The sequence below is a fragment of the Aneurinibacillus thermoaerophilus genome, from assembly GCF_900099925.1.
Taxonomy (GTDB): Bacteria; Bacillota; Bacilli; order Aneurinibacillales; family Aneurinibacillaceae; genus Aneurinibacillus; species Aneurinibacillus thermoaerophilus.
Map to the genome: position 1 here is coordinate 1 of NZ_FNDE01000029.1, position 25,029 is coordinate 25,029.

The 25,029-nt window shown below is 43.8% G+C and carries 25 protein-coding genes, 5 pseudogenes and 1 riboswitch; of the genes and pseudogenes, 22 read left to right on the forward strand and 8 right to left on the reverse strand.

Translation table 11 applies throughout. From position 1 onward, the window contains the following. The 13 genes from BLR88_RS19965 to BLR88_RS13405 all read left to right on the forward strand — a co-directional run. Window positions 1-576: DUF6883 domain-containing protein (locus BLR88_RS19965; RefSeq protein ID WP_409359904.1), on the forward strand; the 576-nt coding region annotated here is incomplete at its 5' end. Between the two features lie 8 nt (window positions 577-584). Further along, a complete protein-coding gene (locus BLR88_RS13365; RefSeq protein ID WP_057900477.1) occupies window positions 585-785 on the forward strand; it encodes a DUF4926 domain-containing protein in 201 nt (66 codons plus the stop codon). A 223-nt stretch (window positions 786-1,008) separates the two neighbouring features. Then, window positions 1,009-1,464, forward strand: a complete 456-nt coding sequence (locus BLR88_RS13370) for a hypothetical protein (RefSeq protein ID WP_057900478.1) — start codon at window positions 1,009-1,011, stop codon at window positions 1,462-1,464. Between the two features lie 4 nt (window positions 1,465-1,468). Continuing rightward, on the forward strand, window positions 1,469-1,621 hold the full coding sequence (locus BLR88_RS19610; protein WP_175493629.1) for a hypothetical protein: 153 nt from the start codon (window positions 1,469-1,471) through the stop codon (window positions 1,619-1,621). 124 nt (window positions 1,622-1,745) lie between these two features. Next, window positions 1,746-1,916 (forward strand): hypothetical protein, encoded by a 171-nt coding sequence (locus tag BLR88_RS19615; protein WP_156424000.1) that lies wholly within the window; start codon window positions 1,746-1,748, stop codon window positions 1,914-1,916. Window positions 1,917-1,994: 78 nt separating this feature from the next. Next, on the forward strand, window positions 1,995-2,492 hold the full coding sequence (locus BLR88_RS13375; protein ID WP_057900479.1) for an HGGxSTG domain-containing protein: 498 nt from the start codon (window positions 1,995-1,997) through the stop codon (window positions 2,490-2,492). 188 nt (window positions 2,493-2,680) lie between these two features. Further along, window positions 2,681-3,490 carry a recombinase family protein gene (locus tag BLR88_RS13380; RefSeq protein WP_057900480.1) on the forward strand — a complete coding sequence of 270 codons (810 nt, stop codon included), beginning with the start codon at window positions 2,681-2,683 and terminating at the stop codon, window positions 3,488-3,490. Window positions 3,491-3,506: 16 nt separating this feature from the next. Continuing rightward, a complete protein-coding gene (locus BLR88_RS13385) occupies window positions 3,507-3,677 on the forward strand; it encodes an IDEAL domain-containing protein (RefSeq protein ID WP_082705898.1) in 171 nt (56 codons plus the stop codon). A 381-nt stretch (window positions 3,678-4,058) separates the two neighbouring features. Then, window positions 4,059-4,883, forward strand: coding sequence for a hypothetical protein (locus BLR88_RS13390; protein WP_057900481.1), 825 nt, complete (start codon window positions 4,059-4,061; stop codon window positions 4,881-4,883). Between the two features lie 340 nt (window positions 4,884-5,223). Beyond that, on the forward strand, window positions 5,224-6,459 hold the full coding sequence (locus tag BLR88_RS13395; RefSeq protein WP_057900023.1) for an IS110 family RNA-guided transposase: 1,236 nt from the start codon (window positions 5,224-5,226) through the stop codon (window positions 6,457-6,459). 432 nt (window positions 6,460-6,891) lie between these two features. Further along, a complete protein-coding gene (locus BLR88_RS13400) occupies window positions 6,892-7,347 on the forward strand; it encodes a hypothetical protein (RefSeq protein ID WP_057900482.1) in 456 nt (151 codons plus the stop codon). A 436-nt stretch (window positions 7,348-7,783) separates the two neighbouring features. Then, entirely contained in the window at window positions 7,784-7,942 is a 159-nt protein-coding gene (locus tag BLR88_RS19620) for a hypothetical protein (RefSeq protein ID WP_175493630.1), read from the forward strand. A 14-nt stretch (window positions 7,943-7,956) separates the two neighbouring features. Then, window positions 7,957-8,454, forward strand: a complete 498-nt coding sequence (locus BLR88_RS13405; RefSeq protein WP_057900483.1) for a hypothetical protein — start codon at window positions 7,957-7,959, stop codon at window positions 8,452-8,454. Window positions 8,455-8,765: 311 nt separating this feature from the next. On the opposite strand, the pseudogene BLR88_RS13410 reads toward BLR88_RS13405, so the two are convergent. Beyond that, window positions 8,766-8,977: pseudogene (locus BLR88_RS13410) on the reverse strand (helix-turn-helix domain-containing protein). Between BLR88_RS13410 and BLR88_RS13415 the strand changes: the two are divergent. Then, window positions 8,948-9,364 (forward strand): annotated as a pseudogene (locus BLR88_RS13415) (transposase); the annotation flags it as partial. The pseudogenes BLR88_RS13410 and BLR88_RS13415 sit on opposite strands and share 30 nt — an antisense overlap. A gap of 37 nt (window positions 9,365-9,401) precedes the next feature. Then, the gene (locus BLR88_RS13420; RefSeq protein WP_091260898.1) at window positions 9,402-10,115 is read left to right on the forward strand and encodes an AHH domain-containing protein; all 714 of its coding nucleotides are present in this window, start codon (window positions 9,402-9,404) and stop codon (window positions 10,113-10,115) included. A 124-nt stretch (window positions 10,116-10,239) separates the two neighbouring features. Here the strand turns inward: BLR88_RS13420 and BLR88_RS20185 are convergent. Beyond that, window positions 10,240-10,335 (reverse strand): annotated as a pseudogene (locus BLR88_RS20185) (DUF4351 domain-containing protein); the annotation flags it as partial. Between the two features lie 200 nt (window positions 10,336-10,535). On the opposite strand from BLR88_RS20185, the pseudogene BLR88_RS13425 reads away from it, so the two are divergent. Continuing rightward, a pseudogene (locus BLR88_RS13425) lies at window positions 10,536-10,829 on the forward strand (sigma-70 family RNA polymerase sigma factor); the annotation flags it as partial. Window positions 10,830-10,888: 59 nt separating this feature from the next. Here the strand turns inward: BLR88_RS13425 and BLR88_RS13430 are convergent. Both BLR88_RS13430 and BLR88_RS13435 read right to left on the reverse strand, forming a co-directional pair. Next, window positions 10,889-11,680 carry a LysM peptidoglycan-binding domain-containing protein gene (locus BLR88_RS13430; protein WP_057897999.1) on the reverse strand — a complete coding sequence of 264 codons (792 nt, stop codon included), beginning with the start codon at window positions 11,678-11,680 and terminating at the stop codon, window positions 10,889-10,891. Between the two features lie 8 nt (window positions 11,681-11,688). After that, a riboswitch (cyclic di-AMP (ydaO/yuaA leader) is annotated at window positions 11,689-11,838 on the reverse strand. A gap of 59 nt (window positions 11,839-11,897) precedes the next feature. Continuing rightward, complete coding sequence (locus BLR88_RS13435; protein ID WP_057898000.1) at window positions 11,898-12,611, reverse strand: polysaccharide deacetylase family protein; 714 nt, start codon at window positions 12,609-12,611, stop codon at window positions 11,898-11,900. Between the two features lie 151 nt (window positions 12,612-12,762). Between BLR88_RS13435 and BLR88_RS13440 the strand changes: the two genes are divergently transcribed. From BLR88_RS13440 to BLR88_RS13450, 3 genes are all read left to right on the forward strand, one after another. After that, a complete protein-coding gene (locus BLR88_RS13440) occupies window positions 12,763-14,100 on the forward strand; it encodes a cytochrome ubiquinol oxidase subunit I (protein ID WP_057898001.1) in 1,338 nt (445 codons plus the stop codon). Between the two features lie 30 nt (window positions 14,101-14,130). Next, a complete protein-coding gene (locus tag BLR88_RS13445) occupies window positions 14,131-15,162 on the forward strand; it encodes a cytochrome d ubiquinol oxidase subunit II (protein ID WP_057898002.1) in 1,032 nt (343 codons plus the stop codon). Between the two features lie 318 nt (window positions 15,163-15,480). Beyond that, window positions 15,481-17,046: a fatty acid--CoA ligase gene (locus tag BLR88_RS13450; protein WP_091260900.1), complete on the forward strand. Its 1,566-nt coding sequence runs from the start codon at window positions 15,481-15,483 to the stop codon at window positions 17,044-17,046. A 76-nt stretch (window positions 17,047-17,122) separates the two neighbouring features. Here BLR88_RS13450 and BLR88_RS13455 read toward each other — a convergent pair whose 3' ends face one another. Further along, the gene (locus tag BLR88_RS13455; RefSeq protein WP_057898004.1) at window positions 17,123-18,670 is read right to left on the reverse strand and encodes a hypothetical protein; all 1,548 of its coding nucleotides are present in this window, start codon (window positions 18,668-18,670) and stop codon (window positions 17,123-17,125) included. A 375-nt stretch (window positions 18,671-19,045) separates the two neighbouring features. Here BLR88_RS13455 and aspA point away from each other — a divergent pair, with 375 nt between their 5' ends. Both aspA and BLR88_RS13470 read left to right on the forward strand, forming a co-directional pair. Next, window positions 19,046-20,473 carry an aspartate ammonia-lyase gene (aspA, locus tag BLR88_RS13465; RefSeq protein WP_057898006.1) on the forward strand — a complete coding sequence of 476 codons (1,428 nt, stop codon included), beginning with the start codon at window positions 19,046-19,048 and terminating at the stop codon, window positions 20,471-20,473. A 213-nt stretch (window positions 20,474-20,686) separates the two neighbouring features. Further along, window positions 20,687-20,881: an alpha/beta-type small acid-soluble spore protein gene (locus BLR88_RS13470; RefSeq protein ID WP_057898007.1), complete on the forward strand. Its 195-nt coding sequence runs from the start codon at window positions 20,687-20,689 to the stop codon at window positions 20,879-20,881. Window positions 20,882-20,964: 83 nt separating this feature from the next. On the opposite strand, the gene hemY is transcribed toward BLR88_RS13470, so the two are convergent. From hemY to hemE, 3 genes are read right to left on the reverse strand one after another with little or no spacing between them, the layout of a single operon-like run. Beyond that, entirely contained in the window at window positions 20,965-22,392 is a 1,428-nt protein-coding gene (gene hemY, locus BLR88_RS13475) for a protoporphyrinogen oxidase (RefSeq protein ID WP_091260905.1), read from the reverse strand. Beyond that, a complete protein-coding gene (hemH, locus tag BLR88_RS13480) occupies window positions 22,392-23,336 on the reverse strand; it encodes a ferrochelatase (RefSeq protein ID WP_091260907.1) in 945 nt (314 codons plus the stop codon). The genes hemY and hemH overlap by 1 nt, the downstream gene beginning before the upstream one ends. 27 nt (window positions 23,337-23,363) lie before the next feature. Beyond that, a complete protein-coding gene (hemE, locus tag BLR88_RS13485) occupies window positions 23,364-24,413 on the reverse strand; it encodes a uroporphyrinogen decarboxylase (protein ID WP_057898008.1) in 1,050 nt (349 codons plus the stop codon). Window positions 24,414-24,897: 484 nt separating this feature from the next. Between hemE and fecE the strand changes: the two are divergent. Next, a pseudogene (gene fecE, locus BLR88_RS19100) lies at window positions 24,898-25,029 on the forward strand (Fe(3+) dicitrate ABC transporter ATP-binding protein FecE); the annotation flags it as partial.

Genomic DNA, 25,029 nt, shown 5'->3' on the forward strand with positions numbered 1-25,029 from the left:
AGGGAATTAGTTGGAAAAGAGAATTTTGACGCATTAACAGACAATAAATGGACGATGGATGATGTGAAAGCCGCAGGCGGAGCATTAGAAAATTTGTTTTTAGGAAGACTTAAGATTGTCAAAAACATCAATAAAACGGTTAAAATTACAAAAAGATTGGATAAAGCGAAACAGCCATTACAACCGCCGAAGCCGAAACAATCCACTGGGAATGCAACTAAGGGGATGGGTAAAGTTCAAAATGCTTTACCTAACCTAGAGAATGCAAAGATAGACCCTCGAAAACTCACAGACTACGCTCTAAATCCGGAACATCCAGTGGGGGGCAATAAAGCGAAAGTGTTTGAAAGTGCTCTAGGATACAATAAATCAAATGCCGATGAATTAATGAAGCAGGTTCAAGAGAAGTTACCTCAGAGTGAAGCTATCTTGGGGAAAGCAGACCAATATGGACAAAGGTATACTGTGGATATGCAGATAACAGGTCCAAATGGTAATACAACAACAGTCAGAACAGGTTGGATTATTAAACCAGGTTCAGATGTACCAGAGATGACAACAATATATGTAAAGTAGGTGATTAAATGAGTTTTGATGAACTCGATACTGTCGTGATATTAAATGATTACCCAAATGAAGGGATAAAAAAGGGTGATATCGGGGTGGTAGTTTCAGTGCATACAGTTCCGAATGAAGCATATGAAATCGAATTTGTAGATGATGAAGGTAGAACTAAATCCATAATCGTACTTGAGCCACATGAGATAGAGAAGTATGTGGGCTAATTGGTAACGGTTACCCGTGCTGAAAAAACGAACGTTCGCGCTGATGGGAAAATATAGACGGGTTTACATCTTAAAAACAAGATCGTACAATACAACCAATAAACCAAACACTAAAAAACTTGACAAACACGCTTAGACCAACTTTCAAAGGCTTATTCCAACTTTAACGATAAGGAGGAATGAGCCTTTTTTGCATGCCCTAAATCAAAGGAGGAAAAGGAAAATGGCAAAGCAGGTACAGGAAAAGGTAGGTCTAATTGCACAGGCAGAAGCAGAGTATGAGGCAATCGTAGACGAAGTAAGGGGATACTGCCAGAAAGCACGAGAGTTACGACAACAGGCGGACGAACTTAGACGTTCAGGTAATATCGCCCCAAAGGTAGCGTCAGAAGTAAGGAAACTACTCGAACAGGCTGAATACTTTTACCAGTTGGCAGACGAAAAGGACGGACACCCAAGACTGGAAGCAATTCGCCGTTTGGAAGAACTACAACGTGAAGCATCTGGATTAAGGGAGACTGTACAGCATAACGAAAGTGTGTTAGCCCGTCAGAAAAAGGAATTGGACGTAGCAAAGGAAGAAGCGGCGGCGATGATTCGGCGGGCAGAGGAACGAATACAGGAAACGGAAAAGCTAATAGCTTCCCAAATGGCAAAGCTGGAAGAATTGGAGGGATAGACGAATGGCGCAACTAAGCCCCGAAGCAGTAGAAGCACGCCGCCAGTACGAAAGAGAATACAGACGGAAGTGGCGGCAAAAACCCGAAAACAAAGAAAAGCAAAGAGAGTACGAGCGCAGGTACTGGGAGCGAAAGGCAAAGCAGTCCAAGGAATAACCCATACAGCCCCACGCTCTTATAGTGCAAACCGCATCAACAAACAAAGCAAGGACATATTACCCGACAAGGAACGAAACCACGATACAAACCAAATACGAAGGTCGCAGGAGGAATAACAAAAATGACGGAGCATGAGAAATTCTTATGGGAAGAACTGAGCATGGCAAACGAAAGCCATACGAGAATCCTAAACCTGTTAGAATGCTATATCGACTTTGTCGTTGGAGTAGGATTGCAAGACGAGTTTCATGCCTACCTGGCAAAGAGAGTTACACCAAGCCGAAATGGATGATGAGATAAAAGCTGGGGGCGTATAGTCCTCCCCCGGTCGGGGAAACAAACCTCATGAAATAAGGTAAGGGGTGAAAGGATGGAGAAAAAGCTCTGCGGAGCAAAGACGAGAAGCGGCGAGCCTTGCCAGAAAGCGGCGTTGCATAATGGACGGTGCAGATTGCATGGTGGAAAATCAACGGGGCCGAAAGACCGTTCCAAGCTAAAAGGCAACAAAAACGCGCTGAAACATGGGCTGTATGAAACGATCTGGCTGGATACGCTGACAGACGAAGAACGGCAACTGTATGCAAGAGTATCAACCGACCCGACAACCCAAGTGGAAAACGAGTTCAAACTGTCCGACATACGCATCCGGCGCATGTTGCAACGTATCAAGCAGGAAGAAGAAAAGGACAAGCCGAATCAAGCTGCTATCCGAGCCATTGAGGAAGCGATCACGAAAGTACAGATGAACAAGGCAACACTTATTCGGGAAAACAGCAGGCTGGTGGAAAGGAACGGAACAGAAAGCGATGGAGCATTAGACCAACTGGCAGTCATACTAGAACAGGCGAGAAAAAAGCATCAAAAATGATTCGGGAAGCAAACAAGGCAGACAGCTTTGTTCGCTTCCTTTTTTGTGGTTCGCGCAGGGGATACGCGATAATAAAATGACAGTTGGCTTACCACGATCACGGTTAGCGCATGGCAGGAAGGATAAAAGGAATTGTGATTCGTATTACCCAGGTCGTAAACTGTAACAAAAAATAGGAGGAACTGGAAATGGTTCAAGAGACAATCAAGAAGGTGGTCGGGTATGCCCGCATATCTTCAGATAGCCAGATTGGAAATACATCCATAGCGGAGCAGGTAAGGAAGATAGAAGCATACTGTATCAGCCAAGGCTGGGAACTGGCAAAGATGTTCATTGACGAAGGGGAAAGTGGAAGCACGAAAGAACGTGGCGGCTACCGAGATATGATGCAATACATAGAGCAAACGGAAAACGAGATCAGCGGTATCGTTGTCCTCAAGGCAGACCGCATCCATAGACGGCTGAAAAATCTGCTGGAACTGATTGAGGACGAACTGGAACCGAAAGGGATTGCTTTCATTAGCGTGTCGGAAAACTTTGATACTTCCACCCCGCAAGGGATGCTGTTCCTGCAAATGATCGGCTCTTTTGCAGAGTTTGAACGCAAGATTATCAACGAACGGACGAAAAGTGGACGGATTGCCACCGCTAGAGAGAATAAATACGCAGGTGGGGGTGTGCCATACGGCTATCAGGTAGTGAATGGGACGATCTTGTTGGACGAGCAACAAGCGCAGACGGTGAAAAGTATCTTTCAACTCTATGTAGAGGGGAATAACCCATACAAAATCGCTTGCAAGTTGAACCGAGCAGGCATCACAACGAAGACGGGTAAGCAATGGACAGTGGTACAGGTACAAAACATTTTGAACAACGAGACGTATACAGGTTTTAATATGTACAACGGGCTAAAGGAGAGGAACGGCATTCGGCAGAAAGACGTTTTCCCTCGTATCATTAGCCGCCAGTTGTGGAATAAGGCAAGGCAGGTTAGCTAAATAGGAGGATGAACAAATGAGCGAATTCAAAGAGCCAATGATGATGTGTTCTAAGGATTACGACGAAATGATTGACATGGCTCTAGCCATGAAGGATAAAGAATGGTTTGAGGAACTGGTTACCAAGCAAAAGCGGTTACGTGAACTAGAGATTGAGATGCGCCGCGAATTAGGTGTACTTGACTAGGATACGAGCATACTCCACAGCAGACCAACGAGAACAGGGCGAGATGACGTTCTTATGTAGGATTACCACAAATGACACCGATGATGGGAGATACAAACAAGAGCGAACCATCTCACAGGGTTAAACGTTATTGTTGACCCCAAGCAAAGCATGTGTCATAATCTCCATACAGTATTCAATTGTGATTCAGGGGGATACTGCTAACTTGGTAAACTTCAACTCTTAGAGCACTTGATTGTCTGTAATGGGCGACAAGTGCTTTTTTGCGTTCAACAGTCAGAAACGGACAGCGCCCGATAATTACTTAATTAGTCGAGTAAGTGTACATTTTACAATCACAAGTAGCCAAAAAAGCGTATGAGAACGGGAGTGTAGCGTGTGATGAAGGCAACTATATCTATCGACAAATTTGTCATGGAGTACAAGGATGTGCCGCTTGGGGCTTATTACGGATTGATAAGAGATGCGGCGATGAACGGGTTTCAAATGAAAGAAACGGTGTATTGGGGCGAATACTGCTACGAGTTGCATATACGGAAAGAGAAGAAAGCCTACCTACATGTATTTTACAAGAACTTTAGGGAGACGAAGGGACATTTGCATACTTTGCGACTAGAGACGCGCCCCGAACATTACTTGCATTTTTATGAGTTGCTGGAACCGATACGCAAGGTGGCAAGCAGGATATACTTTGTTGGCTGTGATGTGGCGTATGATGTGCGTACCTCATTGGAACATGTGGTGGTGATCCCGATGCATGGTAAGAGAAAAATGACTCATGAAGGAACAACGAGGTATTTCGGATTACCTTGTCAGCGCAAGACAAACGGATACTGCCGCATTTACGATAAAAAGCTGGAGCTATGGGAAAAGCAAAAGATCATGCTTGACCACGAGTTGAGCCGTATTGAGATTGTCTACAAGCCCGATAAGAAAATACTGTTGACGGATGTGAGCGGACATCCACCAGAGCAGAACAAGCAATATTTTGCGGCAGTGGTACCAGATTGGAGCGAACTCCCTAAAAGACGGGCAGAACAGATTCGCAACTTGAGGGATGGAGTAGATATGTATGATCGTCGTATTCGAAAAGCGGTAAAAGAAACCCTTGCCGCCCGGTATCACGTAGATTTCAACCAGTTAGCAAGGGAACAATGGGAATCGCTCGTTGAAGTACCTTGTGCGGTATTGCTGGGGGCAGCATAAACCGCAGATTCAACAGCGACTGGTGTAACGATTTCGCATATACAGTATACGACCTTCCCCCAGAGGAAAACGACAGAAAACATACAGGGTTGTGCAGATTTTGGAAAATATCGTATACTACGCATCATTGTTTCCTGTTGGTGTACGGGAGAGTAAAAAATTTTGCTCGGCACTTAAAAAACAACAACATTTTGATATATGTCTGATACAGACGTTGAACGATGAGAAAATGGACTGGCTGGCGTCCCGTTGCGGGTCACTTGTTGACTAACGCTTGAGCTGAGGTTGCCGACATTTTTTCCACATTCAACGTATTTCATAGACAGAGGTGATGCCTTGCATGCACTACAAACAGAAGCATATTTACATTGGAGTTGACCTGCACAAGAAAACACATACGGCTGTGGTAATCAATTGCTGGAACGAGAAGCTGGGGGAAATTACGTTTGAGAACAAGCCCGCCGCTTTTGATGAACTGACCACGTATGTCAAGCAGTTCAAGAAGCGAGGCATGACCCCTGTGTATGGGTTGGAAGATGTAGGCGGGTACGGCAGGGCATTAGCGGTGTACCTGCTGGAAAACAAACAGAAGGTGAAGGAAGTAAACTCCGCTCTTTCCTACGCCGAGCGCAAAAGTTACCCGACCACACAGAAAAGCGATAGCTGGGATGCGGAGTGTGTAGCAAAAATCCTGCTAAACAAGCTGGACATGTTACCCGACGCAAACCCGCAAGACGTATACTGGACGATTGGTCAACTGGTGACGAGAAGGAATGGCTTGGTGAAGGCATTGATCTCCCTTAAAAACCAATTGCACACCCAACTCAGTTACCATTACCCCAGTTACAAGAAGTTTTTTAGCGATATAGACGGAAAATGTGCGCTGGCGTTTTGGGAGAAGTACCCCGCCCCGCATTTGCTGGAAGGTGTATCGGCAGAAACATTGTCGGCATTTTTGCGGAAGTCGAGCAATAACGCCTGCTCCACAAGGAAGGCGGAGGAAATATTGGCATTGGTTCAGGCAGATGGCGATACAACAAGAAAGTACCAAGAACAGCGCAACTTTCTTATCCAGAGCCACGTAAGAGATATACAGTTCAAAAAGAAGGAAATTGCGTATGTGGAGGAAGAACTAGGTAGAATGATGAAGGTACTAGATTTCCAACTGGAAACCATGCCAGGAATTGATTTGGTAACGGCATCTTCTCTAGTTGCAGAAATAGGTGACATTAACCGCTTTGCCAGCGCAGACAAACTGGCACGTTTTGCAGGAATCGCACCTGTTAATTTCAGTTCTGGCGGTAAGGGTACGAACCAAAAAAGCAGACAGGGCAATAGGGTATTGCATGGCTTGTTTTACAACCTAGCTGTCCAGCAAGTACAAGTTTCAAAAGGGAGCAAAAAGCCACGAAATCCATTATTTTACGAATACTTCAACCGCAAAAAAGAAGAAGGAAAAACGCCAACGCAAGCATTGGTATGTGTGATGCGGCGGTTAGTCAATATCATCTATGGCATGATGAAGAACAAAACAGCGTTCCGTCTTCCTGAAAAAGCAGAAAAACAAGCAAGCTGACTGGTGGTATTGCTGGTACATCTAGCAGCCACCGTTACTTTTCAATAGTCTAGCTTTACAACATAGGGGACGGATAATGCTTCGAGCAATCTAAATAAAGATTTTAAAAATTATCGAAAGACTTTTTTCAACGAGTATCCTGAATTAAAAGGGAAGGTTATTGTACATCACGCTATTGAGCAACAAATATTAAAAAGATATAAAGGGCTTTTCAGTGAGCAAGAAATACACGCTCTAGAGAATTTACGTGGAATCCCTAAGGAGATTAATAGTAGTCTTCATTTATCGACAATTAGAAAAGAGTGGAATAGCTTTTATAAGAATAACAAAAACCCAACCAGAGAAGACATAATTAACTTCATGTTGAAACTTGATAAGGAGTATGGGCATTTATTTAATCCACCTGTAAAAAAATGATTTGGAGGTAAGGCTATGAATTTATATTTACTAGAGCCTGAAGTTGCTGGCGGGCATGGAGAACAAACGATTTACGAAGATGGAGATTTTGATAAAGTAAAGTTTTTGCACTATGAGTTCTATGGATGGTTAGGTGATGAACTATTAGAATCAACACCTTGTTTTATAATTACTAGTTCTTTAGCAAAAGAATTAGTTGCCGCAAATCTAACTGGCTACAAGTTAACCAATTGTTTAATAACGACTAGTGAAGAATTCGAGGATTCTTCGCCCGACACAGAATTACCAGAGTTTAAGCAGTTAATTCCATTGGGAAAGGTTACTACTGAAGATAACACATATCATTTTTGGTCAGGTGAAGACTTTTGTCTCTCTGAAAATAATAGTTTAGTTGTTACTCAAAATGCATTAAGTATTCTACAATCGCATACTTTGAATCAGTGTAGTATTACAGTTCTCCATAAAAAATAAAATAGGTTTGACGATTAGACGATACCAATGTCGAATGAATTCATCATTCAACTAATACCACATATAATGCATGCCGAATGCCACAATACGAGTTAACTGTCTGTATTGTGGTCTTCTTTTGCTTTTGGCGGCGGTTAATGAATCGCCAACCCCCCAGTGTCGAATGAGTCGCTTTCTCCACTACCAACAAGCATAACCCAAATCATGCCTATATAATATTCCTGCGATTTCCCTGTACGTACATCATGACACATATTGGTTTACAACTCAGGGTACTAGTAATTTTATTAAGGTTGATAAGAATAAAATAATACAGACAGCTACTGCGCATAGAAAAGGTGGAGAAACTGTAGTAGGTCATGCTTTACAGAAACATGCAGGCAGAAATCCTGATATTTGGGGGAAAGTAAAAGGAGGTCCTGACCAGATAAATCAAATGGCACTAAAACATCTTCAAGAAATATTGAATGGACCAGGAGGATTTAAAAGAGTAAAAAACTCTAGAGGGATAGAGTTTCTTGAGAAAAAGCTTCCTGATGGACGTGGGGTACGTTTAAATCTTGACGGAACATTTAAAGGATTTATTGATCAGTAAAGGGGTTAGCCGAAATGGAAAACTTAGAGATTGTATTATTGGATTTTAAGAAAGAAGAACTTGAAACTCTAATTCATGAAGAACTTAAGTTATCGACCTTAAACATTAAATCATCACATTTTTATGATTTAAACTTAGGAAAAGATATAGAATTTTCTCAAGTAAAAAACATGAAAGAGGTATTATCACCAACAGGAACGGGCAATATTGTTCTAGAACAATTGCAATTAGGAATAACCCTGAAAAATGTAGTAATAGTTTTTTCTTTTGATGAGGAATACGGAGATATCGTTTTCAATTTTCCTGAAAGCGAAATATTTGTAGATGATAAGAGTGAGGTTAAATCGAGATTTAAAAAGTTAGTTAATTATTTAATGAATTTAAAAATCAAATATAATATTTCTAAAGTGATAATAGGTTACGAACCTGCTTATGATGAAGATACAATGTTAATCGAATTTAGCAATAATACTCTTAACTTGGAAAAGGTGCTAGAAAAAATACTTTATTAAATTCTTTGAGCCTCAAGAAATTCCTTGAGGCTCTTTTTATAGGCATATAGTGTCGAATAAACCGTTAGACCGACAATCTATACCTATAACTCCCGAACTCCTTGAATGATAATTTTTTGAGTTATCTTGTACGCACAGAATGAATTTGGAAAAGATGTCCTATTTTATGATTTTCATCAACGATAAACAATGGAAAAATCATCAGCTACCACCGTTTTTATCTCCAAAAACCTTACCTTTGTTTTCTCAACGTTTTAAAAATTTTTTTCGCAACTTTTTCTTCACTACCACCGATTACTATAGCGAGAGGATTACTCCAACTCGATTAACTCCTGGATGTCGATGTCTAGCACTTTGCATACTTTTTCCAATGTGGAGAGATAAACTCTGTCTACGTTGTCCGAACAAAGATGGCTGATGGTGCTGTGCTTGGGCGCAGCCCTGTGAGCCGGGCCAATTCACGTTGAGAAATGCCACGTTCTTTCAGGATTTCTTTCAGCTTGAAACGATGCCAGGCATTGATACGGTGACAGCATCCGCTTTCATTGCAGAAATCGGGGATATTCATCGTTTCACTAATTCCGATAAACTTGCAAGATACGCAGGAATAGCCCCTGTCCGAATGGGTTCGGGCGGCAAGGAAACTATTCAGAAAAGCAAAAAAGGAAACAGGGAATTATACACTATCTTTTATAACTTGGCTGTTCAACAAATACATATTTGTAAAGGTAGTAAAACTCCTCGAAATCCTGTGTTTTACGAGTATTATCAGAAAAAGCTAGCAGAAGGTAAAACCAAACAACAAGCGCTTATTTGCATTATGAGAAGACTTGTCAATATTATCTATGGCATGATGGAGAATAAAACCGCTTATATCATGCCTGACATACCTAACAGCAAAGTAAGTTGATATAATGAGTGGTAGTTACTGAACTGCCACTCTTTTTATAAAGTCATGTTTATTAGACTTTCCTAAGGGGACGCCAAAAGCTAAACCTGAACAAGTACATCATTATGCAACTAATAAAAGTAAGAAGTATACACCGCAAATAGAAGCGATTACGAAAAAGTATGGCTTAGATTTGGATGAGGCTTGGAATAAAGAATTGCTTCCGCATCAAGATAGGCATCCGGATGACGATATTATGTGTTATTGTGAAGAAACTTATGGGATAGAGCAATACCAGCTTAAAGAGGGAAAACTCTTCAAAAGTTGGAACGAAAGAATCACTTTTTATTATGACCCGAACGAGGGGGAACGGCAAACAGACTACCTAGCGAATAATTTAGGGTGGTTTGTCGTTTCGTCTAAATTGAAGAGGGTTTTAGACAGTTTAGAAAAGGGTAATATTCAGTATTTCCCTGTTAGAATCATAGACAAGTGTACGAACGAGCCGCTGGAAGGTTATTTTGTGGCAAATATTATAAATGTGGTAGACGCGCTTTGTCTTGAACATTCAAAGGATAGTGTTTTTGAACTAGATGGAGAAAAAATATATTCGGTACAAAAATATGCGTTGACTAAAGAGAATGTAGCTGGGAATCATATAATTAAACTAAAAGGGGATGAGATACCAGTATTTGTGTCAGAAAAGTTTAGGGAAGAAATAGAGAAGAATGGGATTATTGGGTGCGACTTTCAAGAAGTAAAGGTAGTTTAGAGGTGGATACCGGACTAAACGTTTTGACTGGGAGTTCTGCATCTTAAAGGGGAGCATATCACAGTGTCATACAAGCCGGGTCTGCACCAGCATGCGAAGAAATTCTTTTTTTGGCTTCTACTCATTCTTTGGAAGTGTACCTTATTTTGCTTAGCAGTGCAGCCGCGATAGGATTGTCCTGCTGAATATAGTCACGCCAGTTTTTTTGTTTCAGTTCGACTTTTATTGATAATGATAAGTCTGTAACGTATAAAGTTGTATTTAAAGGGGGTTCCGTATTTTATTTTTTTGGATAATTCTGGATAAAAAAGATTGAATCCATCTGAACCGGATAAAGGTTGGGTTCACCAGTATTTTTCGTCGGGGAATGCACACACGAATATGGATCTGATCGCACAACACATACAACATATTTGGTTAAATGAAATATCCCTTATCGATATTCTTGGCACAGAAGCGAACGAAGTCGAAGATAAGGTACAGCTAAAGATTGAAAAAAACAAAATTTATCAGCACATTCATATCCTCGATGATAGGGAAAAAGAAGTTATTATTGGCCGTTTCGGGCTGGATAACGAAGAGGAACGGACACAGCGGGAGATCGCGCGTGAGCTTGGCATTTCACGTTCATATGTATCGCGGATTGAGAAGAGGGCTTTATTGAAGTTGTTTCATGAATTTTACCGCAAAAACGAGAATGCAGTGAAAAATTAATCGAACATATAAAAACAAACCGCCGAAAAATTTTTTCCCATTTTTCGGCGGTTTGTTTCTTATTTTAAAACATAAACTTTTATATTTTGAACGCCAAACTTACTTACATGTTCTGGTGAGCCTGGCACGAAAATATCCACGCGGTTGTTTTGAATAGCTCCGCCAATATCGGTGGCGTGTGCGATCATACCGCCTTTCGGAAGCCCCTGGAAGGAATAGCCTGTAATGTACACTTTGCTTCCAAGCGGAATCACATCTGGATCGACCGCGATGGTACCGACCTTCAGCTTATTGCCGAAGTAGTCCACACCTTCCCACCCGCCGTTTTCTTCAGGTGCAGCGGAATAAGCCGTTGCTTTTGAAAAAATGACGCGCTTATAGGTAAACTTTTTACCAGAGGCCGTTTTCACCGACGGACTGTCGGAAGTTTTGTTGGCTGCAATTGCGGTCGCTGGTTTGTTCGCTTTCTTTTTTGGTGCCTTTTTATCGTCTTGTTTCTTTTCTGGCAACACAAGTACGGTGCCGCCTTGAATATTTTGCGGGTCTACGTTTGGATTCGCGGCTTGCAGCTTTTGGACAGGAACGTTTAGCTTCTTCGCGATGGTCCAGAAAGTTTCTCCTTCCATGGCTGTATAGGTGTCCGGTAATTGGATCGTAGAACCGATTTGCAAGTTTAATGGATCAACGGATGGGTTGACAGCCTGAAGCGAAGTGAAAGGTAGATGATGAGCCTTTTCAATGTTCCACAGCGTATCATTTCTTTTTACTTTGTACTCTGCACCGGCGGCTATATTGGTGGCGCTTACGCATGCAGTTAATGTAAGTAAACCGGTAAATAAACTTTTTTTCATACAAAAAACTCTCCTCTCCTGATAGCCTACAAGGTTAGTTGCCGGGTTCGGGTTCAGGAGTTTACCCTATGCTTATCCATGTATCTTGATAAGCAATTCACCCCAAAAGAGTATCCCCTGCACTTCTTTATTTAAAGAAGTTTCGGCTTTTTTGTACCCCGACATCATAACACAAAAATCAAAAGAGGATCGCTGGTAATTATAAGTACTTAAAGTTTTATCTTTCTTTTTCTTGTAAAAGATGGGAAAGCGTTACGAATTTATACCCTTTTTTAGAAAGAATAGGAAGGATTTTCTCCACTGCAAGCAATGTTTGCGTCTGGTCGATACCGGAGTCGTGAAACAGAATAATATCTCCCGGTTTGGCTCCACTTGTTACTTTGTTAACTATGTAGTCGATCCCCGGATGTGCCCAATCGCGCGTATCTTGGTGGTATGACCAGATGACGACCGGATGTTTTTGTTTTGTCGAACTGAGAAGCACAGTATATGTTACTTCTCCTCCGGGTGGACGAAAGAAGCGCGGGTGTTTCCCGATTAGCGAGTAAATGACTTGATCGGTTTTGCGGATTTCATCACGTAAACGGGCCGTAGTTATGTTCTTCATACGCGGGTGGGTAAACGTATGGTTGCCGATTTCATGACCTCTGCGATTAATGTCCCTGATCACACGGGGATACCATTTCGCGCGCTGGCCCACGACAAAAAACGTCGCTTTGGCATGATATTTGTCAAGAATGTTTAGCAACTTAGCCGTATAGACAGGATGGGGGCCATCGTCGAACGTAAGGGCAATGAGTTTCCGCTTCGTGTCAACATGGTAAATAGGGGAAGCAGTCGATTTCGAGATTGCTGGCGCTGCTGGAAACACAGTGGCCCAGCAGCATAACAATGTGGCGATTAAGCTAACGAAAAGCTTCACAATTTTCATGTCTCTCACCGTTTTATGTAATGGTATGTATAATGTTTGCGCGTTTTTGGATAGGTATGCTTACAAAGGGTGGGAATGCATGCAGAATATTTATCGTGTAGGAAAACAATACTAAAGTGGAAAGCATTCCAGATGAGAGGAGCAGAAAACGGTGGATGATTTGCAACTAGCCCGGGCGTTGTTTGGGACGACAATGGGATTTCATATTATTTTTGCTACGCTTGGCGTGGGGCTTCCGCTGATGATTTTAACAGCAGAAGTTTTGCGCCAGTGGAAAAAAGACAAAGACTATGGCATTATGGCACAACGCTGGACGAAAGGATTTGCGGTGCTTCTCGGGGTGGCTATTCCTTCCGGCACCATTGCGGGTGTTCAGCTTTCCTTGCTGTGGCCTGGTTTTATGGAAGTCGTTGGGAAGGTTGTTGCTCTTCCGTTTCAGATTGAGATTTTCGCTTTTTTGTTGGAAGCGTTGTTCATGTCCATTTATGTGTATGCGGCCGATCGGTTGTCCGCGTCTATGCGCATTCTAAGCATGATATTCGTAGTGATTGGTGCGGCAGCATCCGCGATCCTGATTACAAATGTGCATGCATTTCAGGGAACGCCCGCCGGTTTTAGGATGGAAAACGGCGAAGTGATTGATGTGGATCCGTGGGTTGGATTTTTTAACCCGAGTTTTTTTGTATCGGCGGGACATGTTACTTTGTCTGCTTACATGACCGGCGCATTTACGATTGCTTCCATTGCAGCGTTTAAATTGTTGAAGAGTAACAGGGGAAGTAAGGAATTTTTATTTCACCGCAAAGCGTTAATGATGGCTCTTACCGTTGGCGGTTTGTTTTCTCTTGGCACGGCGCTGAACGGTCATGATTCGGCGCAAATGCTACACAAATACCAGCCGGAGAAACTTGCGGCCGCTGAAGGACTTTTTGAAACGCAGCCGTATGCTCCGTTGGCGATCGGTGGTTATACGGATGAAGCCACTAGAAGTGTCAAGTATGCGATCGAGATTCCGGGGCTGCTCAGTTTTCTTGCGGGCAACCGGTTTGACGAGGTAGTAGCCGGATTAAACGATTTTCCACGCGAATACTGGCCGCCACTTTATGTGCATATATTGTTCAACGCGATGGTCGGCATCGGTGGCCTGCTTCTTGCGCTATCTATCATTGGATTTGTTTGGCGTCATTTACTGAGGCGGGAAACGTTTCCGCGCTGGTTGATGTGGTTGTTTATTGTAACGGGACCGTTGGCAATGATCGGAATTGAGTGTGGCTGGATTTTTGCCTGCACCGGGCGTCAGCCATGGGTGTTGTACCGGACGCTTTTGACTGCTGATTCCGTTACTCAGGCAGGCAATATCGGGTTTTTATTTGTTCTGTTTGTTGGGATTTATATACTGCTCGGTTTGGCGACCGTGTTTGTGCTGCGCCACTATTTCAAACGCCATCCGCTTGTTAAAGATTTGGAGAAAGTGTCTCTCGGTTCATGAGGTACAGGAATAAGGAAGGGATGGAGGAATATGAGTAATGAATTGATCGCAATTGCTATGTTATGGATGTTTGTGTTCGTGTATTCAGTTGCTGCATCTATTGATTTTGGCACCGGTTTTTGGTCTATGATATACATGAACCGGAGGCAGAACAGGGCAACCAATATCGCTAACCGGTACTTGTCCCCTTCGTGGGAAGTGACGAATGTGTTTGTTGTACTTATTGTGGTCGGGCTGATGAGTTTTTTTCCCGGTGCCACATTTACGCTGGGCACGGTACTGCTGATTCCTGGCAGCTTAATTCTGCTGCTTTTGGCTATCCGCAGCGCATTTCTTGTATATTCACATTCGATGGAAGGGTATGAAAGGCAGCTTGCGATTATATCTGGCATTAGCGGTCTGTTTATTCCCGCATTGCTCATTCTTGTTCTGCCCGTTACGCAGGGAGGATTTATTCAAGTAATAAATGGGCATGAGGAATTGTTGCTTGGGAAATTGTTGACAAGCGCAAGCGGGATTTCGTACATGGCTTTTGCCATCAGCAGTACATTCTTTTTGTCTTCGTTGTTGCTATCCGATTACTCTAGGGTCGCGGGTGAAATGGAAGCATACCGCTTATATCGCCGCGACGCCATTTTGAATGGCCCGCTTTCTTTTTTTACTGCGCTGGCACTCGTTACATCCATGAAAAGTGAGGCTTTATGGCTGTATGAAAATTTGCTACATCATTTCTGGCTGCTTATTGCATCGGCTGTAGCGTTCTTTATCGGCTATACGGCGTTGTGGTGGCCGGGAGGAAAGCGCGCTTCATTGCCCGGTCAGCCCCGTGTGGCGGTACTTGGCATCGTGGTACAATACTTGCTTGCCAGCTATGCTTATGGAAAAGCTCATTTGCCCTATATCGTGTATCCGCACGTTACCATTGAGTCCGCTTTTACTCATCCAGATACGTTCCGGGCGCTGTTTGTTTCCTACATTGTCTGCTTTGCGATTCTAACCCCGGGATTTTTATATTTCTGGCGAATGTTTATGAAAGACAAACGTTACGTAAAGCAGCCATAAACATTTTATTTGTTATTTCAGCGTTTCAGCTATGGTTAGAAGGCAGGAAAGTTGGAAGTAAGAAGCACGTTTTGTTTTTTCTTCTCCCTTTCCCCTTCTTTCACTATGAGAACACCGATATCTGAATGAAGTCAAGTGCATAGAGGAATATTGTTTCTTTTTGATATGAATTATTTCTTTTAGAAATGTATTGTTTCTATTGAAAACAATACACACTGCTAATGATACAACACTTTAGCATTAATAAGTCAGAAAATTGGTTTTATTTTTGCAATAGAAGAAGGAGAGGAATGATTTTAATGCTTGTGGGGGGATAGGATGAGTACGACCATTGGCGAGTTAGTAGAATGGACAGCCCGGAATTATCCGGAGAAGATCGGTTTGATATACCGGCGTAAAAATCAAGTATGGACGTATAAGCAGTTGGATGAGCAGGTAAATCGCTTTGCAAATGCCCTTATTGGGCTCGGTGTAAGAAAAGGAGATATTGTTTCCGTATTTTTGTACAACACGAGCGAGTTTGTGGTTGCGTTATTCGCAGCTGCAAAAATCGGTGCGGTTTTTAATCCGATTAATTATCGCCTAACCGCCTACGAGTTGCAGTATATTTTAAACGATGCCAACAGTAAAGTTTTGCTATATGAGGAGCAGCTGAAAGAGACGGTTCACAAAACAAAAGAGCTTGGCGTTAAGGTTGAATATTATATTTTTGTTGATGAGCAAGTTCCGGACTATGCCTGTTCGTTTTATGAATTGTTGGAGGAAAGTGAGGATCGTGCGCCGTTCGTTGAAGTTCATGAAAATGATTTATATATCATGATGTATACAAGCGGGACAACCGGGCGGCCGAAAGGCGTGCTTCACCGGCATCGCGATATGGTACACCATAATTTGCTGATGATGCAATGCATGGGACTTAACAAAAATGACATTGGCCTGTGCGTGGCTCCACTCAACCATACGGCTGAATTGCATACATCGTTTTTTCCGCGCATGCAGGTGGGAGCCACAAATGTTCTGCTTCATTCCTTTCAGGCTGAAGAAGTGCTGGCGACGATCGAAAAAGAAAAAGTTACCCATTTGTTCGCAGCGCCGACGATGGTGAATATGCTGTTGAACGATCCTTCGTTTGAAAGATATGATTTATCCTCTTTGCGTTTGCTTGGCTATGGCGGCGCTTCGATGGCACCTGTACTTATTAGACAATTTCAGGAGAAGGTGGGTGCAGATTTGGTGCAGATGTATGGTTTGACGGAGATGGGGCCGGTGGTAACCGTACTGTACCCGGATGAACAGTTGGCCAGGGCCGGATCGGCGGGCAAAGCGGTGATGACGCACGAAGTGAGAATTGTACGCACGCGGGAAGACGGCAGTCCTTCACACCCCGACGACATATGCGGCGTGGGAGAAATTGGAGAAATTATCGTAAGAGGTCCGTGTATGATGCTTGAATATTACAAGCGGCCAGAAGCGACGGAGAAAGCGCTGGCATACGGCTGGTACCATACTGGGGATATGGCTTCGTATGATGAAGATGGATATATTTGGATTCGTGATCGTATTGACCATATGATTGTTTCCGGAGCGGAAAATATTTTTCCGCGTGAGGTGGAAGACAGGCTGATAGAACATCCAGAGGTGCTGGAGGTGGCGGTGGTAGGCAAGCCAGATCCAACATGGGGACAGATTGTTGTTGCTTATGTTGTAACCAAACAGGGAAGTGCGGTGGATAGCAAAGAACTGGATGCTTTTCTTCTTAGCGGCGGCCAACTGGCGAAATATAAGCGACCGCGCGAGTATTACTTTGTGGAGCGTCTGCCTAAAACACCGAGCGGCAAAATCCAAAAATTCGTGCTGGAAAAACAGCTAAAAGAAGTACAGTAAAGCGCAAGTATAAAGCGGGTGAAAAAACTAAGTAAACCCCCGTTCTATTCGAGATAACAGAACGGGGGGATTTTTCTTATTGTTGACTATCTAGCCATTTATTTTTATTGTCAATTAAATATTGGAGCACCGGGTCTGGTTCACCTTGAATCCGGGTGAGAAAGTATTGCGAGAGCAACAAATCGTTGCGGGTCAAATCAAGATAGTCCGGATACGGGTGCGGCGTGAAATTCGGATAGAGCGCATAATACAGATTATGGTTAGGCATAACCCAGAGTTCTTGTGTAGCTTTAATGCCAGCCAACAGCTTATTACCGAGTTCCCTTTTTTCTTCATCCTGGTCACGCAAGTAAGCTTCGTATAGATAATTCATAATCGCGACCAAATGATTAAGGGAAGTATGGGTTCGCTTCGTTTCCGCGCTTCCTACATAATCGGGTACAAACACACCGTATTTGCCGATCTTCATACCATGCATAGCGATGTAACGTGTAAGATATGCGTTCCACTTGCGCAACGCATGCTGAACGGCGGCATCTGGCATGGCTTGCGTGAAGCGGAGCAGGAAGGTGGCGTTGTCTGCGTTCCGCCGGTTGTCCATATACTTATAGCCGATTTTATATTCCTTATTAAGCCATTCCGATCTCGGCTGTGTTTCCCAATATCCTTCTTTGTTTTGGTTTTTTACTGCCGCGTAAGCGAGATGGGTGGCGAGATTGACGAAAAATGCGCCGTTTTCTTCCGTGGAAAGGAAGGAAAGGGCGTGTAAGCCGTCTCCATTGGCCGGATTTCGGTAGAATGAGCCCGGTGCGTACGGACGGTAAGTGGACTCATTCGGATAATAGGCTCCATCTTCTCTTAATTTTTTATCTTTATCCAATTCTAATAACGCCGCTTTGGCTGCCGCCTGCTCGTTGTCCCAGCGAATAAGCGGCTGATTTCCCAGCATTCCCCATGTAACAGCCTCCGTTTTTGCATCCGCGTTCAAAACAAGGGAAAACGTATGACCGTTCGCGGCTTGCGCGTGTTTTATTGGCTGCTCCTTTTCCCTTATCTGTTTGTATACCGTATAACCGAGGGGCGCATAGGCTTCCGCCTGACCAATCCGATAAAACAGGCGTTCTCCGTCTACATAAAGAGCCGAAGAAAAGACAGGCGGAATGTAGCTGCTTTGTTTCCATGTTTTGGTTGGAACTGCTGACAATTGCGCCGTTTTGACAACCGTAGGATCGAAAGCAAGAATGCGCAACGGAATGGAGACTGCTCTGTCAGAAGCGGTATGTTGCACAAAATAAAGCACGCTTCCATTCTCCATCCGGGCCAGCGTTAAGCGAAAAGAGAGCCCGCCTTTTTTATACTGATAATGCGTATATACCGCATGCTCGTATGTATCTGTTGTAACCGAAGGCGTCACGTCGGCAACCCACCCACTGGCTTCAATACGGAACTCTGGAATTCCGTCCTTGTCAAGGTCAATGGGAAAGAAAGCCATGGACGCTTCTTTGGCACTTACTTGCGTTGCAAGTGCGATAAATAAACACAATGACAATAACAAACCGAACCAACGTGCAATCATCGTTTTCATCTGTCTTCGTTCACTCAGCACCTTTCCAAAATCTATCAAAAAATATAAAACTCTTTTTCAATAAAATCAATAGAAGAATGATAAAAAAGCGTCAAAGAAGTCTTTGATGCTTCTAAAACAAAAGGATGTTGCAGAAGCTTGAAATAACATAAAAACCAGTAATCTTCAACAATCTTTTCCACTTCTGAGGCAACGATATGATGAAATGCTTGCCAGCGATCATGCATACATAATTTAATTGTATAAGAAATGAAGCCATAAGCGAAGAATTTTTTTTTCGGCTTCGAATCATGAAAGAACGGGAATACGATAAGCCACGTTTGTATGATAGTCTGTTGTTTGTTGAATAAATATACCTATAATAAGAGTATGGAGAAAGCAAAATATTACAGCTATTGGAGATGTTATCGAGTCATGGAACAAAACAAAAAATTCCGCGTAGAAAAAGATTTTCTTGGCGAAAAAGAAGTGCCGATTGACGCATATTATGGCGTTCAGACAATGCGTGCAGTAGAGAATTTCCCGATTACCGGATACCGTATTCACGAATCGCTAATCATAGCAATGGCGATGGTCAAAAAGGCAGCCGCGCTTGCCAATATGGAGACTGGACAGTTAAATCCACGCCTTGGTAATGCTATCGTACAGGCGGCGCAAGAAATTATTGACGGAAAGATGCACGATCAATTTATCGTCGATCCGATTCAGGGCGGTGCCGGGACATCCATTAACATGAATACGAATGAAGTGATTGCAAACCGCGCGTTGGAGCTTCTCGGACAGAAGAAAGGCGATTATTTCCAATTAAGTCCAAATACGCATGTTAATATGGCGCAGTCCACCAACGACGCGTTCCCAACTGCCATTCACATTGCAACGCTTTCTATGCTGGAAAAATTGCTGGTTACGATGCAAGAGCTGCACGATGCATTCGGGAAAAAAGCGAAAGAGTTTGACCATATAGTAAAAATGGGACGCACGCATCTTCAGGATGCAGTGCCGATTCGCCTCGGCCAGGAATTTGAAGCGTACCGCCGGGTGCTAGAAAGAGACATGAAACGGATTAAGCAGTCCCGCCAGCATCTGTATGAGGTAAACATGGGTGCCACGGCGGTGGGGACAGGCTTAAACGCTGATCCACGCTATATTAAGAGTGTGGTGAAACGCCTTTCGGAAATTAGCGGTTTCCCGCTTGTAGGTGCAGAACATCTTGTCGACGCGACCCAGAATACGGACGCGTACACAGAAGTATCGGCTGCGCTAAAAGTGTGCATGATGAATATGTCTAAAGTTGCGAACGATCTGCGCTTGATGGCTTCTGGCCCGCGTGTTGGCTTAGGAGAGATTTCGCTTCCGGCTCGTCAGCCTGGCTCTTCCATCATGCCAGGTAAGGTGAACCCTGTAATGGCTGAAGTAATTAATCAAATTGCGTTCCAAGTTATTGGTAATGATCATACGATTTGTCTTGCTTCCGAAGCTGGCCAGCTTGAATTGAATGTAATGGAACCGGTGCTTGTCTTTAATTTATTACAGTCCATCAGTATTATGAACAACGGTTTCCGCGTGTTCCGTCAATATTGCGTGGAAGGTATCATGGCCAATGAAGACAGGCTGAAAGAATACGTGGAGAAGAGCGTAGGCGTGATCACCGCGGTCAACCCACACCTTGGTTATGAGACGGCAGCTCGCATTGCACGTGAGGCGATTTTGACAGGCAAATCGGTTCGCGAATTATGCCTGTATTACAATGTACTAACGGAAGAGGAACTGGACTTGATTCTTGATCCGTATGAAATGACCAACCCGGGTATTGCGGGCGCATCGCTTTTGTTTAAAGAGTAGCGGTGTTTATGAAGAGGGGCCTTTACGCCCTTCTTTTTTATTTTTATTACTTACCTTAGTGGTTGTTAGCACAAATCGAAAAAGACGATTACCGGGGTTTTCCCAGTTAGGACAAAAATACGTCAATTGTCTCCCGCTTTACCAATATGTTTGCTTCATAAAAAGAAATCCAGAACAAACAATAACAATACTTCAAGCAGGAGGTGAAATACCATGGCACAGGGCAGAAGCAACAAATTGCTTGTTCCTCAGGCGGCGCAATTGCTTGATCAGTACAAATACGAAATTGCTTCAGAGTTTGGTGTAAAGCTCGGAGCGGATACGTATGCCCGTTCTAACGGTTCCGTAGGTGGCGAAATTACAAAACGTTTGGTGCAGATGGCGCAGCAACAGCTAAGCGGTAAGTAGTCAATCGAATAAAACCCGGCTTCCGTGGAAGAGCCGGGTTTATATATGAATATGATAAGATAGGTCATGTTACATATATTAAGTTATACAAGGATTGGTGTGCGCAGGTGCCTGAGCACTTGTTTCACTGCCGCTTCTCCTTGGTCGATGCAGTCCGGAAGTCCGATGCCGTAATACGGCGCTCCAGCGAGGAATATACCGGGAAGATGTCGTTTGAGTTCATCGCTCAACTTTTCAATGCGGTATTTGTGACCGACAATATACTGTGGCATCGCCTGTTTCCAGCGTGTAATGTGGTAGAACTCAGGTGTTTCATTGATTTCCAAAATTCTCCGTAAATCGTGCAACACCGCCCTGATAATTTCTTCATCCGATTTGTATACGATACTGTCGTCCCCCGCGCGGCCGACGTAGCAGCGCAACAGCGCTTTGCCTTCAGGTGTCGTGTGCGGCCATTTTTTGTGCGTCCATGTACAGGCGGTAATCGTATAGTGGGCATTCCTTGATACAACAAAACCAGTACCGTCGATATTCTGTTTAATGGCTGCTTTCGGAAACGCAAGCGCTATGGTGGCGACAGACGTAGTCGGAATATCGGCAAGTAGACGCATGCATTCATATTCTGTGAACATACGTAAAGTCGCTTGTGGGGGTGTTGTCACGACAACGCTGTCAGCATACACGGCGGAGCCATCGCCGATATACAGTTTATAGCCTTGGCCTGTTTTTGTTACCTTTTGCACAGGTGCATGTTTGCGTACACAAGCTGGGTCCAGATTTTTTTCGATGGCTGCAACGAGTGATTGTAAGCCCGTTGTCAGTGTTAAAAATGCGCTTGGCGCTTTTTTATTGCCTGCTGATTTCGGTTGTTTTGGCGTTGTGGAGCGCATACCGAGAATTAGACTGCGGTATTTTTGCTCCACCTGATGGAATTGTGGAAATGTGGACATCAGACTTAGCTGATCGATATCCCCCGCATAAATGCCAGACAAAAGCGGTTCAATTAAATTTTCCACTACTTCATCGCCAAGCCGGTGGCGGAAGAACTCTCCTAGGGAGCGATCGTTATCGTGCTGGGGGCTGCGCGGCAATACCAGATCAAGCGCAGCCCGCAATTTACCGGCCGGCGAAAACAGCGAAGTGGTGATAAACGGAGTTAGTTTTGTCGGAATGCCCATAATGGCTCCGCCCGGAATCGGATATAATTTGTCATTATTTAGTACATAGGCTTGCCCGGTGTAGTTACGTACGAGCTTGTCCTCAAGCCCGACTTCTTTCACAAGCCGGGATGCGCTCGTTTTGCGAGCAAGAAACGAATCCGGTCCGCGTTCGATAACAAAACCGTTCGTATAATCCGTTTGTATTTTTCCGCCCAAACGATCGGACGCTTCAAGTAGTACGTATTCAATCGGTAATCCTTGTTCGCGAATCTTTTTTTGCAGGTAGTAGGCGGTTGTCAGCCCGGTGATGCCGCCGCCGACAATCGCGACTTTCAGCGTGTCTGTGCTCATCATTCATCACTTTCTTTCATTAGTAACTTCTTTAATACGGCGGAAGTCAATGCTTCGATAAATTTATCGTGGGTGTTGGGCATCGGTGGGCGGTAGTAATGAATACCGAGCGCTTCCGCTAGACGCCTACATTCATAATCGTTATCATAGAGCACTTCAAGATGATCGGCTACAAATCCGATCGGACAGAACACCATGGAGGTATACCCTTGTTTGGACAATTCACGGATTTTGTCCAGCACATCGGGACCTAACCAAGGCTCCGATGTGCGACCTGCGCTTTGCCATGCGGTCGTGTAGCAGGATACCCCGGCCTTTTCTGCAATCATTCGCGCATTTTCCTCAATTTGTTCCGGATACGGATCGTTCATTTGTTTGATTTTTTCTGGCAAACTGTGGGCGGAGAAAATTACAATCGTTCTGTTACGTTCCGTTTCTGGAATCCGGTTGAACGTTTCATGTAGCTGATCGGCCCAATATTCGATAAAGGCGGGTTCTTTGTACCAGCTGTCTATGGAATAGATCTCCAGTCCGTCATATTTTTTGCTTTCTTCATGTGCGCGCATATTATAGGATTTCGCGTTGAATGTAGAGTAGTGGGGCGCAAGCACGATGCTGACCGCTTTTGTGATGCCGTCCTTATGCATTTGCTGTACGGCGTTTTCGATAAAAGGCGATACATGCTTAAAGCCCAGGTAAGCTTTAAATACAATTTTATTTTGTACCCGGTTTAATGCCTCTTGCAGTTTGGCCGTCTGTTCTTCCGTAATGTGGGCAAGAGGAGAAATGCCACCGATTTTTTCATAGCGTTTCATTAAATCCTGTAGCAGTTCTGGCGGCGGTTTGTGTCCGCGCCGGATATGGGTATAATAAGGCTCGATTTCTTCAGCGTTTCTTGGCGTTCCGTACGCCATAACAAGAAGTCCCATGGTTTGTGTAATCATCATCTATAACCTCGTTTTTGGTTAGTTTCAAAGGGAGCGCTTTATCCTGGACGAATACTCGTGGACGAATGCTGTTAAGCGTTGCAGAGTTTCCACTTTTACCTGCGGGTAGACGCCGTGTCCGAGGTTAAAGATAAAGCCGGGGTTTTCCATGCCTTGCTCCAAAATTGCTTTTGTTTTCTTTTCTAACACTGGCCAATCTGCAAGCAGAAGTCCAGGGTCGAGATTACCCTGCACCGTTTTGGTGATGCCTTGCTGGCGCGCAGCCTTGATGCTTGTTCTCCAATCTAGGCCGATTACATCAAGTGGGAGTTTATTCCATTCCTGTAGCAGATGTCCCGCGCCAACGCCAAACATGATTTTGGGCACATTTTCCTCGGCAAGCTTCGCGAGAATGCGCTGCATAATCGGAGCGACGAATGTGGCGTAATCTTGCGCGTTCAACGTGCCGACCCAGGAGTCGAAAATTTGCACCGCTTGCGCGCCTGCTTGAATTTGCGCTTGGAGATATGTAATCGTCATTTCTCCGAGCTTATCCATTAGCAGGTGCCAAGCTTCCGGGTTGGAATGCATGAATGCCTTGGTTTTATAGTAGTTGCGTGATGGCCCACCTTCAATTAAATAGCTGGCAAGCGTAAACGGCGCTCCTGCAAAACCGATAAGGGGAACGGAGAGTTGTTCGCGCAGCAGTTTAATCGTATCGAGAATATACGGGATATCTTCTGCCGGATTGAGCGGTTTTAGTTTTTCGACATCTTCTTTACAGGCAATTGGATTGTCGATAACCGGACCGATGCTTGATTTGATTTCAACGTTGATCCCCATCGAAGGTATCGGTGTCATAATGTCTGCAAATAAAATGGCCGCGTCTACATCCAGCTGCTTAACGGGCAGCATGGTAACTTCCGCGCATACTTCCGGACGGTGCGTAATTTCAAACAATGAATATTTTTCACGGATTTTCCGGTATTCAGGCTGGTAGCGCCCAGCTTGTCTCATATACCATACAGGTGTATGGCTGTGTTCTTCCCCGCGACAGGCTTTTAAAAAATTATGATTAAAAGGTTTTGTGTTCATTTTCCCACACCTTTCTTTTCCGTAAACATAGAAACAACAAAAAACTTTCCAATTGTACGATAGCACATATTACTATAGAAAAAATAAGTAATTATTGTGACAAATACTCTTCCAATGTGTAGCCAGCGCGTTTGTTCTTGTTCCTGTTTAAATGTCGCAAAATAAATAACCTCTTTTCCCATTACTTTGTTTCATAATTTCTAGGCATAAAAATGGAGCATAAATTCTAACATTTTATGCTCTTCTTCATTACTCGTAATATGAATGCACCATGATCTTAACATATTCTTCTTTTCCAGTTCAATTTTATAATTGCTTTTGATGTTTGGACATATTCCCATCCCAAAATGCGAGTTATATAGAAAAGTCCTTGCAATATAAAAGATTGGTGCTATACCCTTCGGCCAGGAACAGCAAGCCGGTCAGGGCAAAGGAAAGAAAATAAATCATGAGTCAGCTGGATTTAATCCTCGCAAAGCGCAGACAGAGGCAGCGGGCCTGGAGCGCGATGGCTCTGGCCCAGGGCCCGGATTTGCTTTTGCTTGACGAGCCGACGACATATCTAGATATGACACATCAGCTTGAAGTGCTGGAACTTTTGAAATCTTTAAATCGC

Excerpts from the sequence above, each read along its gene's own strand:
- BLR88_RS13365 (WP_057900477.1), top strand. The coding sequence starts at position 585 with ATGAGTTTTGATGAACTCGATACTGTCGTGATATTAAATGATTACCCA.
- BLR88_RS13370 (WP_057900478.1), top strand. The coding sequence starts at position 1,009 with ATGGCAAAGCAGGTACAGGAAAAGGTAGGTCTAATTGCACAGGCAGAA.
- BLR88_RS19610 (WP_175493629.1), top strand. The coding sequence starts at position 1,469 with ATGGCGCAACTAAGCCCCGAAGCAGTAGAAGCACGCCGCCAGTACGAA.
- BLR88_RS19615 (WP_156424000.1), top strand. The coding sequence starts at position 1,746 with ATGACGGAGCATGAGAAATTCTTATGGGAAGAACTGAGCATGGCAAAC.
- BLR88_RS13375 (WP_057900479.1), top strand. The coding sequence starts at position 1,995 with ATGGAGAAAAAGCTCTGCGGAGCAAAGACGAGAAGCGGCGAGCCTTGC.
- BLR88_RS13380 (WP_057900480.1), top strand. The coding sequence starts at position 2,681 with ATGGTTCAAGAGACAATCAAGAAGGTGGTCGGGTATGCCCGCATATCT.
- BLR88_RS13385 (WP_082705898.1), top strand. The coding sequence starts at position 3,507 with ATGAGCGAATTCAAAGAGCCAATGATGATGTGTTCTAAGGATTACGAC.
- BLR88_RS13390 (WP_057900481.1), top strand. The coding sequence starts at position 4,059 with ATGAAGGCAACTATATCTATCGACAAATTTGTCATGGAGTACAAGGAT.
- BLR88_RS13395 (WP_057900023.1), top strand. The coding sequence starts at position 5,224 with ATGCACTACAAACAGAAGCATATTTACATTGGAGTTGACCTGCACAAG.
- BLR88_RS13400 (WP_057900482.1), top strand. The coding sequence starts at position 6,892 with ATGAATTTATATTTACTAGAGCCTGAAGTTGCTGGCGGGCATGGAGAA.
- BLR88_RS19620 (WP_175493630.1), top strand. The coding sequence starts at position 7,784 with ATGGCACTAAAACATCTTCAAGAAATATTGAATGGACCAGGAGGATTT.
- BLR88_RS13405 (WP_057900483.1), top strand. The coding sequence starts at position 7,957 with ATGGAAAACTTAGAGATTGTATTATTGGATTTTAAGAAAGAAGAACTT.
- BLR88_RS13430 (WP_057897999.1), bottom strand. The coding sequence starts at position 11,680 with ATGAAAAAAAGTTTATTTACCGGTTTACTTACATTAACTGCATGCGTA.
- BLR88_RS13435 (WP_057898000.1), bottom strand. The coding sequence starts at position 12,611 with ATGAAAATTGTGAAGCTTTTCGTTAGCTTAATCGCCACATTGTTATGC.
- BLR88_RS13445 (WP_057898002.1), top strand. The coding sequence starts at position 14,131 with ATGAGTAATGAATTGATCGCAATTGCTATGTTATGGATGTTTGTGTTC.
- BLR88_RS13450 (WP_091260900.1), top strand. The coding sequence starts at position 15,481 with ATGAGTACGACCATTGGCGAGTTAGTAGAATGGACAGCCCGGAATTAT.
- aspA (WP_057898006.1), top strand. The coding sequence starts at position 19,046 with ATGGAACAAAACAAAAAATTCCGCGTAGAAAAAGATTTTCTTGGCGAA.
- BLR88_RS13470 (WP_057898007.1), top strand. The coding sequence starts at position 20,687 with ATGGCACAGGGCAGAAGCAACAAATTGCTTGTTCCTCAGGCGGCGCAA.
- hemY (WP_091260905.1), bottom strand. The coding sequence starts at position 22,392 with ATGAGCACAGACACGCTGAAAGTCGCGATTGTCGGCGGCGGCATCACC.
- hemH (WP_091260907.1), bottom strand. The coding sequence starts at position 23,336 with ATGATTACACAAACCATGGGACTTCTTGTTATGGCGTACGGAACGCCA.
- hemE (WP_057898008.1), bottom strand. The coding sequence starts at position 24,413 with ATGAACACAAAACCTTTTAATCATAATTTTTTAAAAGCCTGTCGCGGG.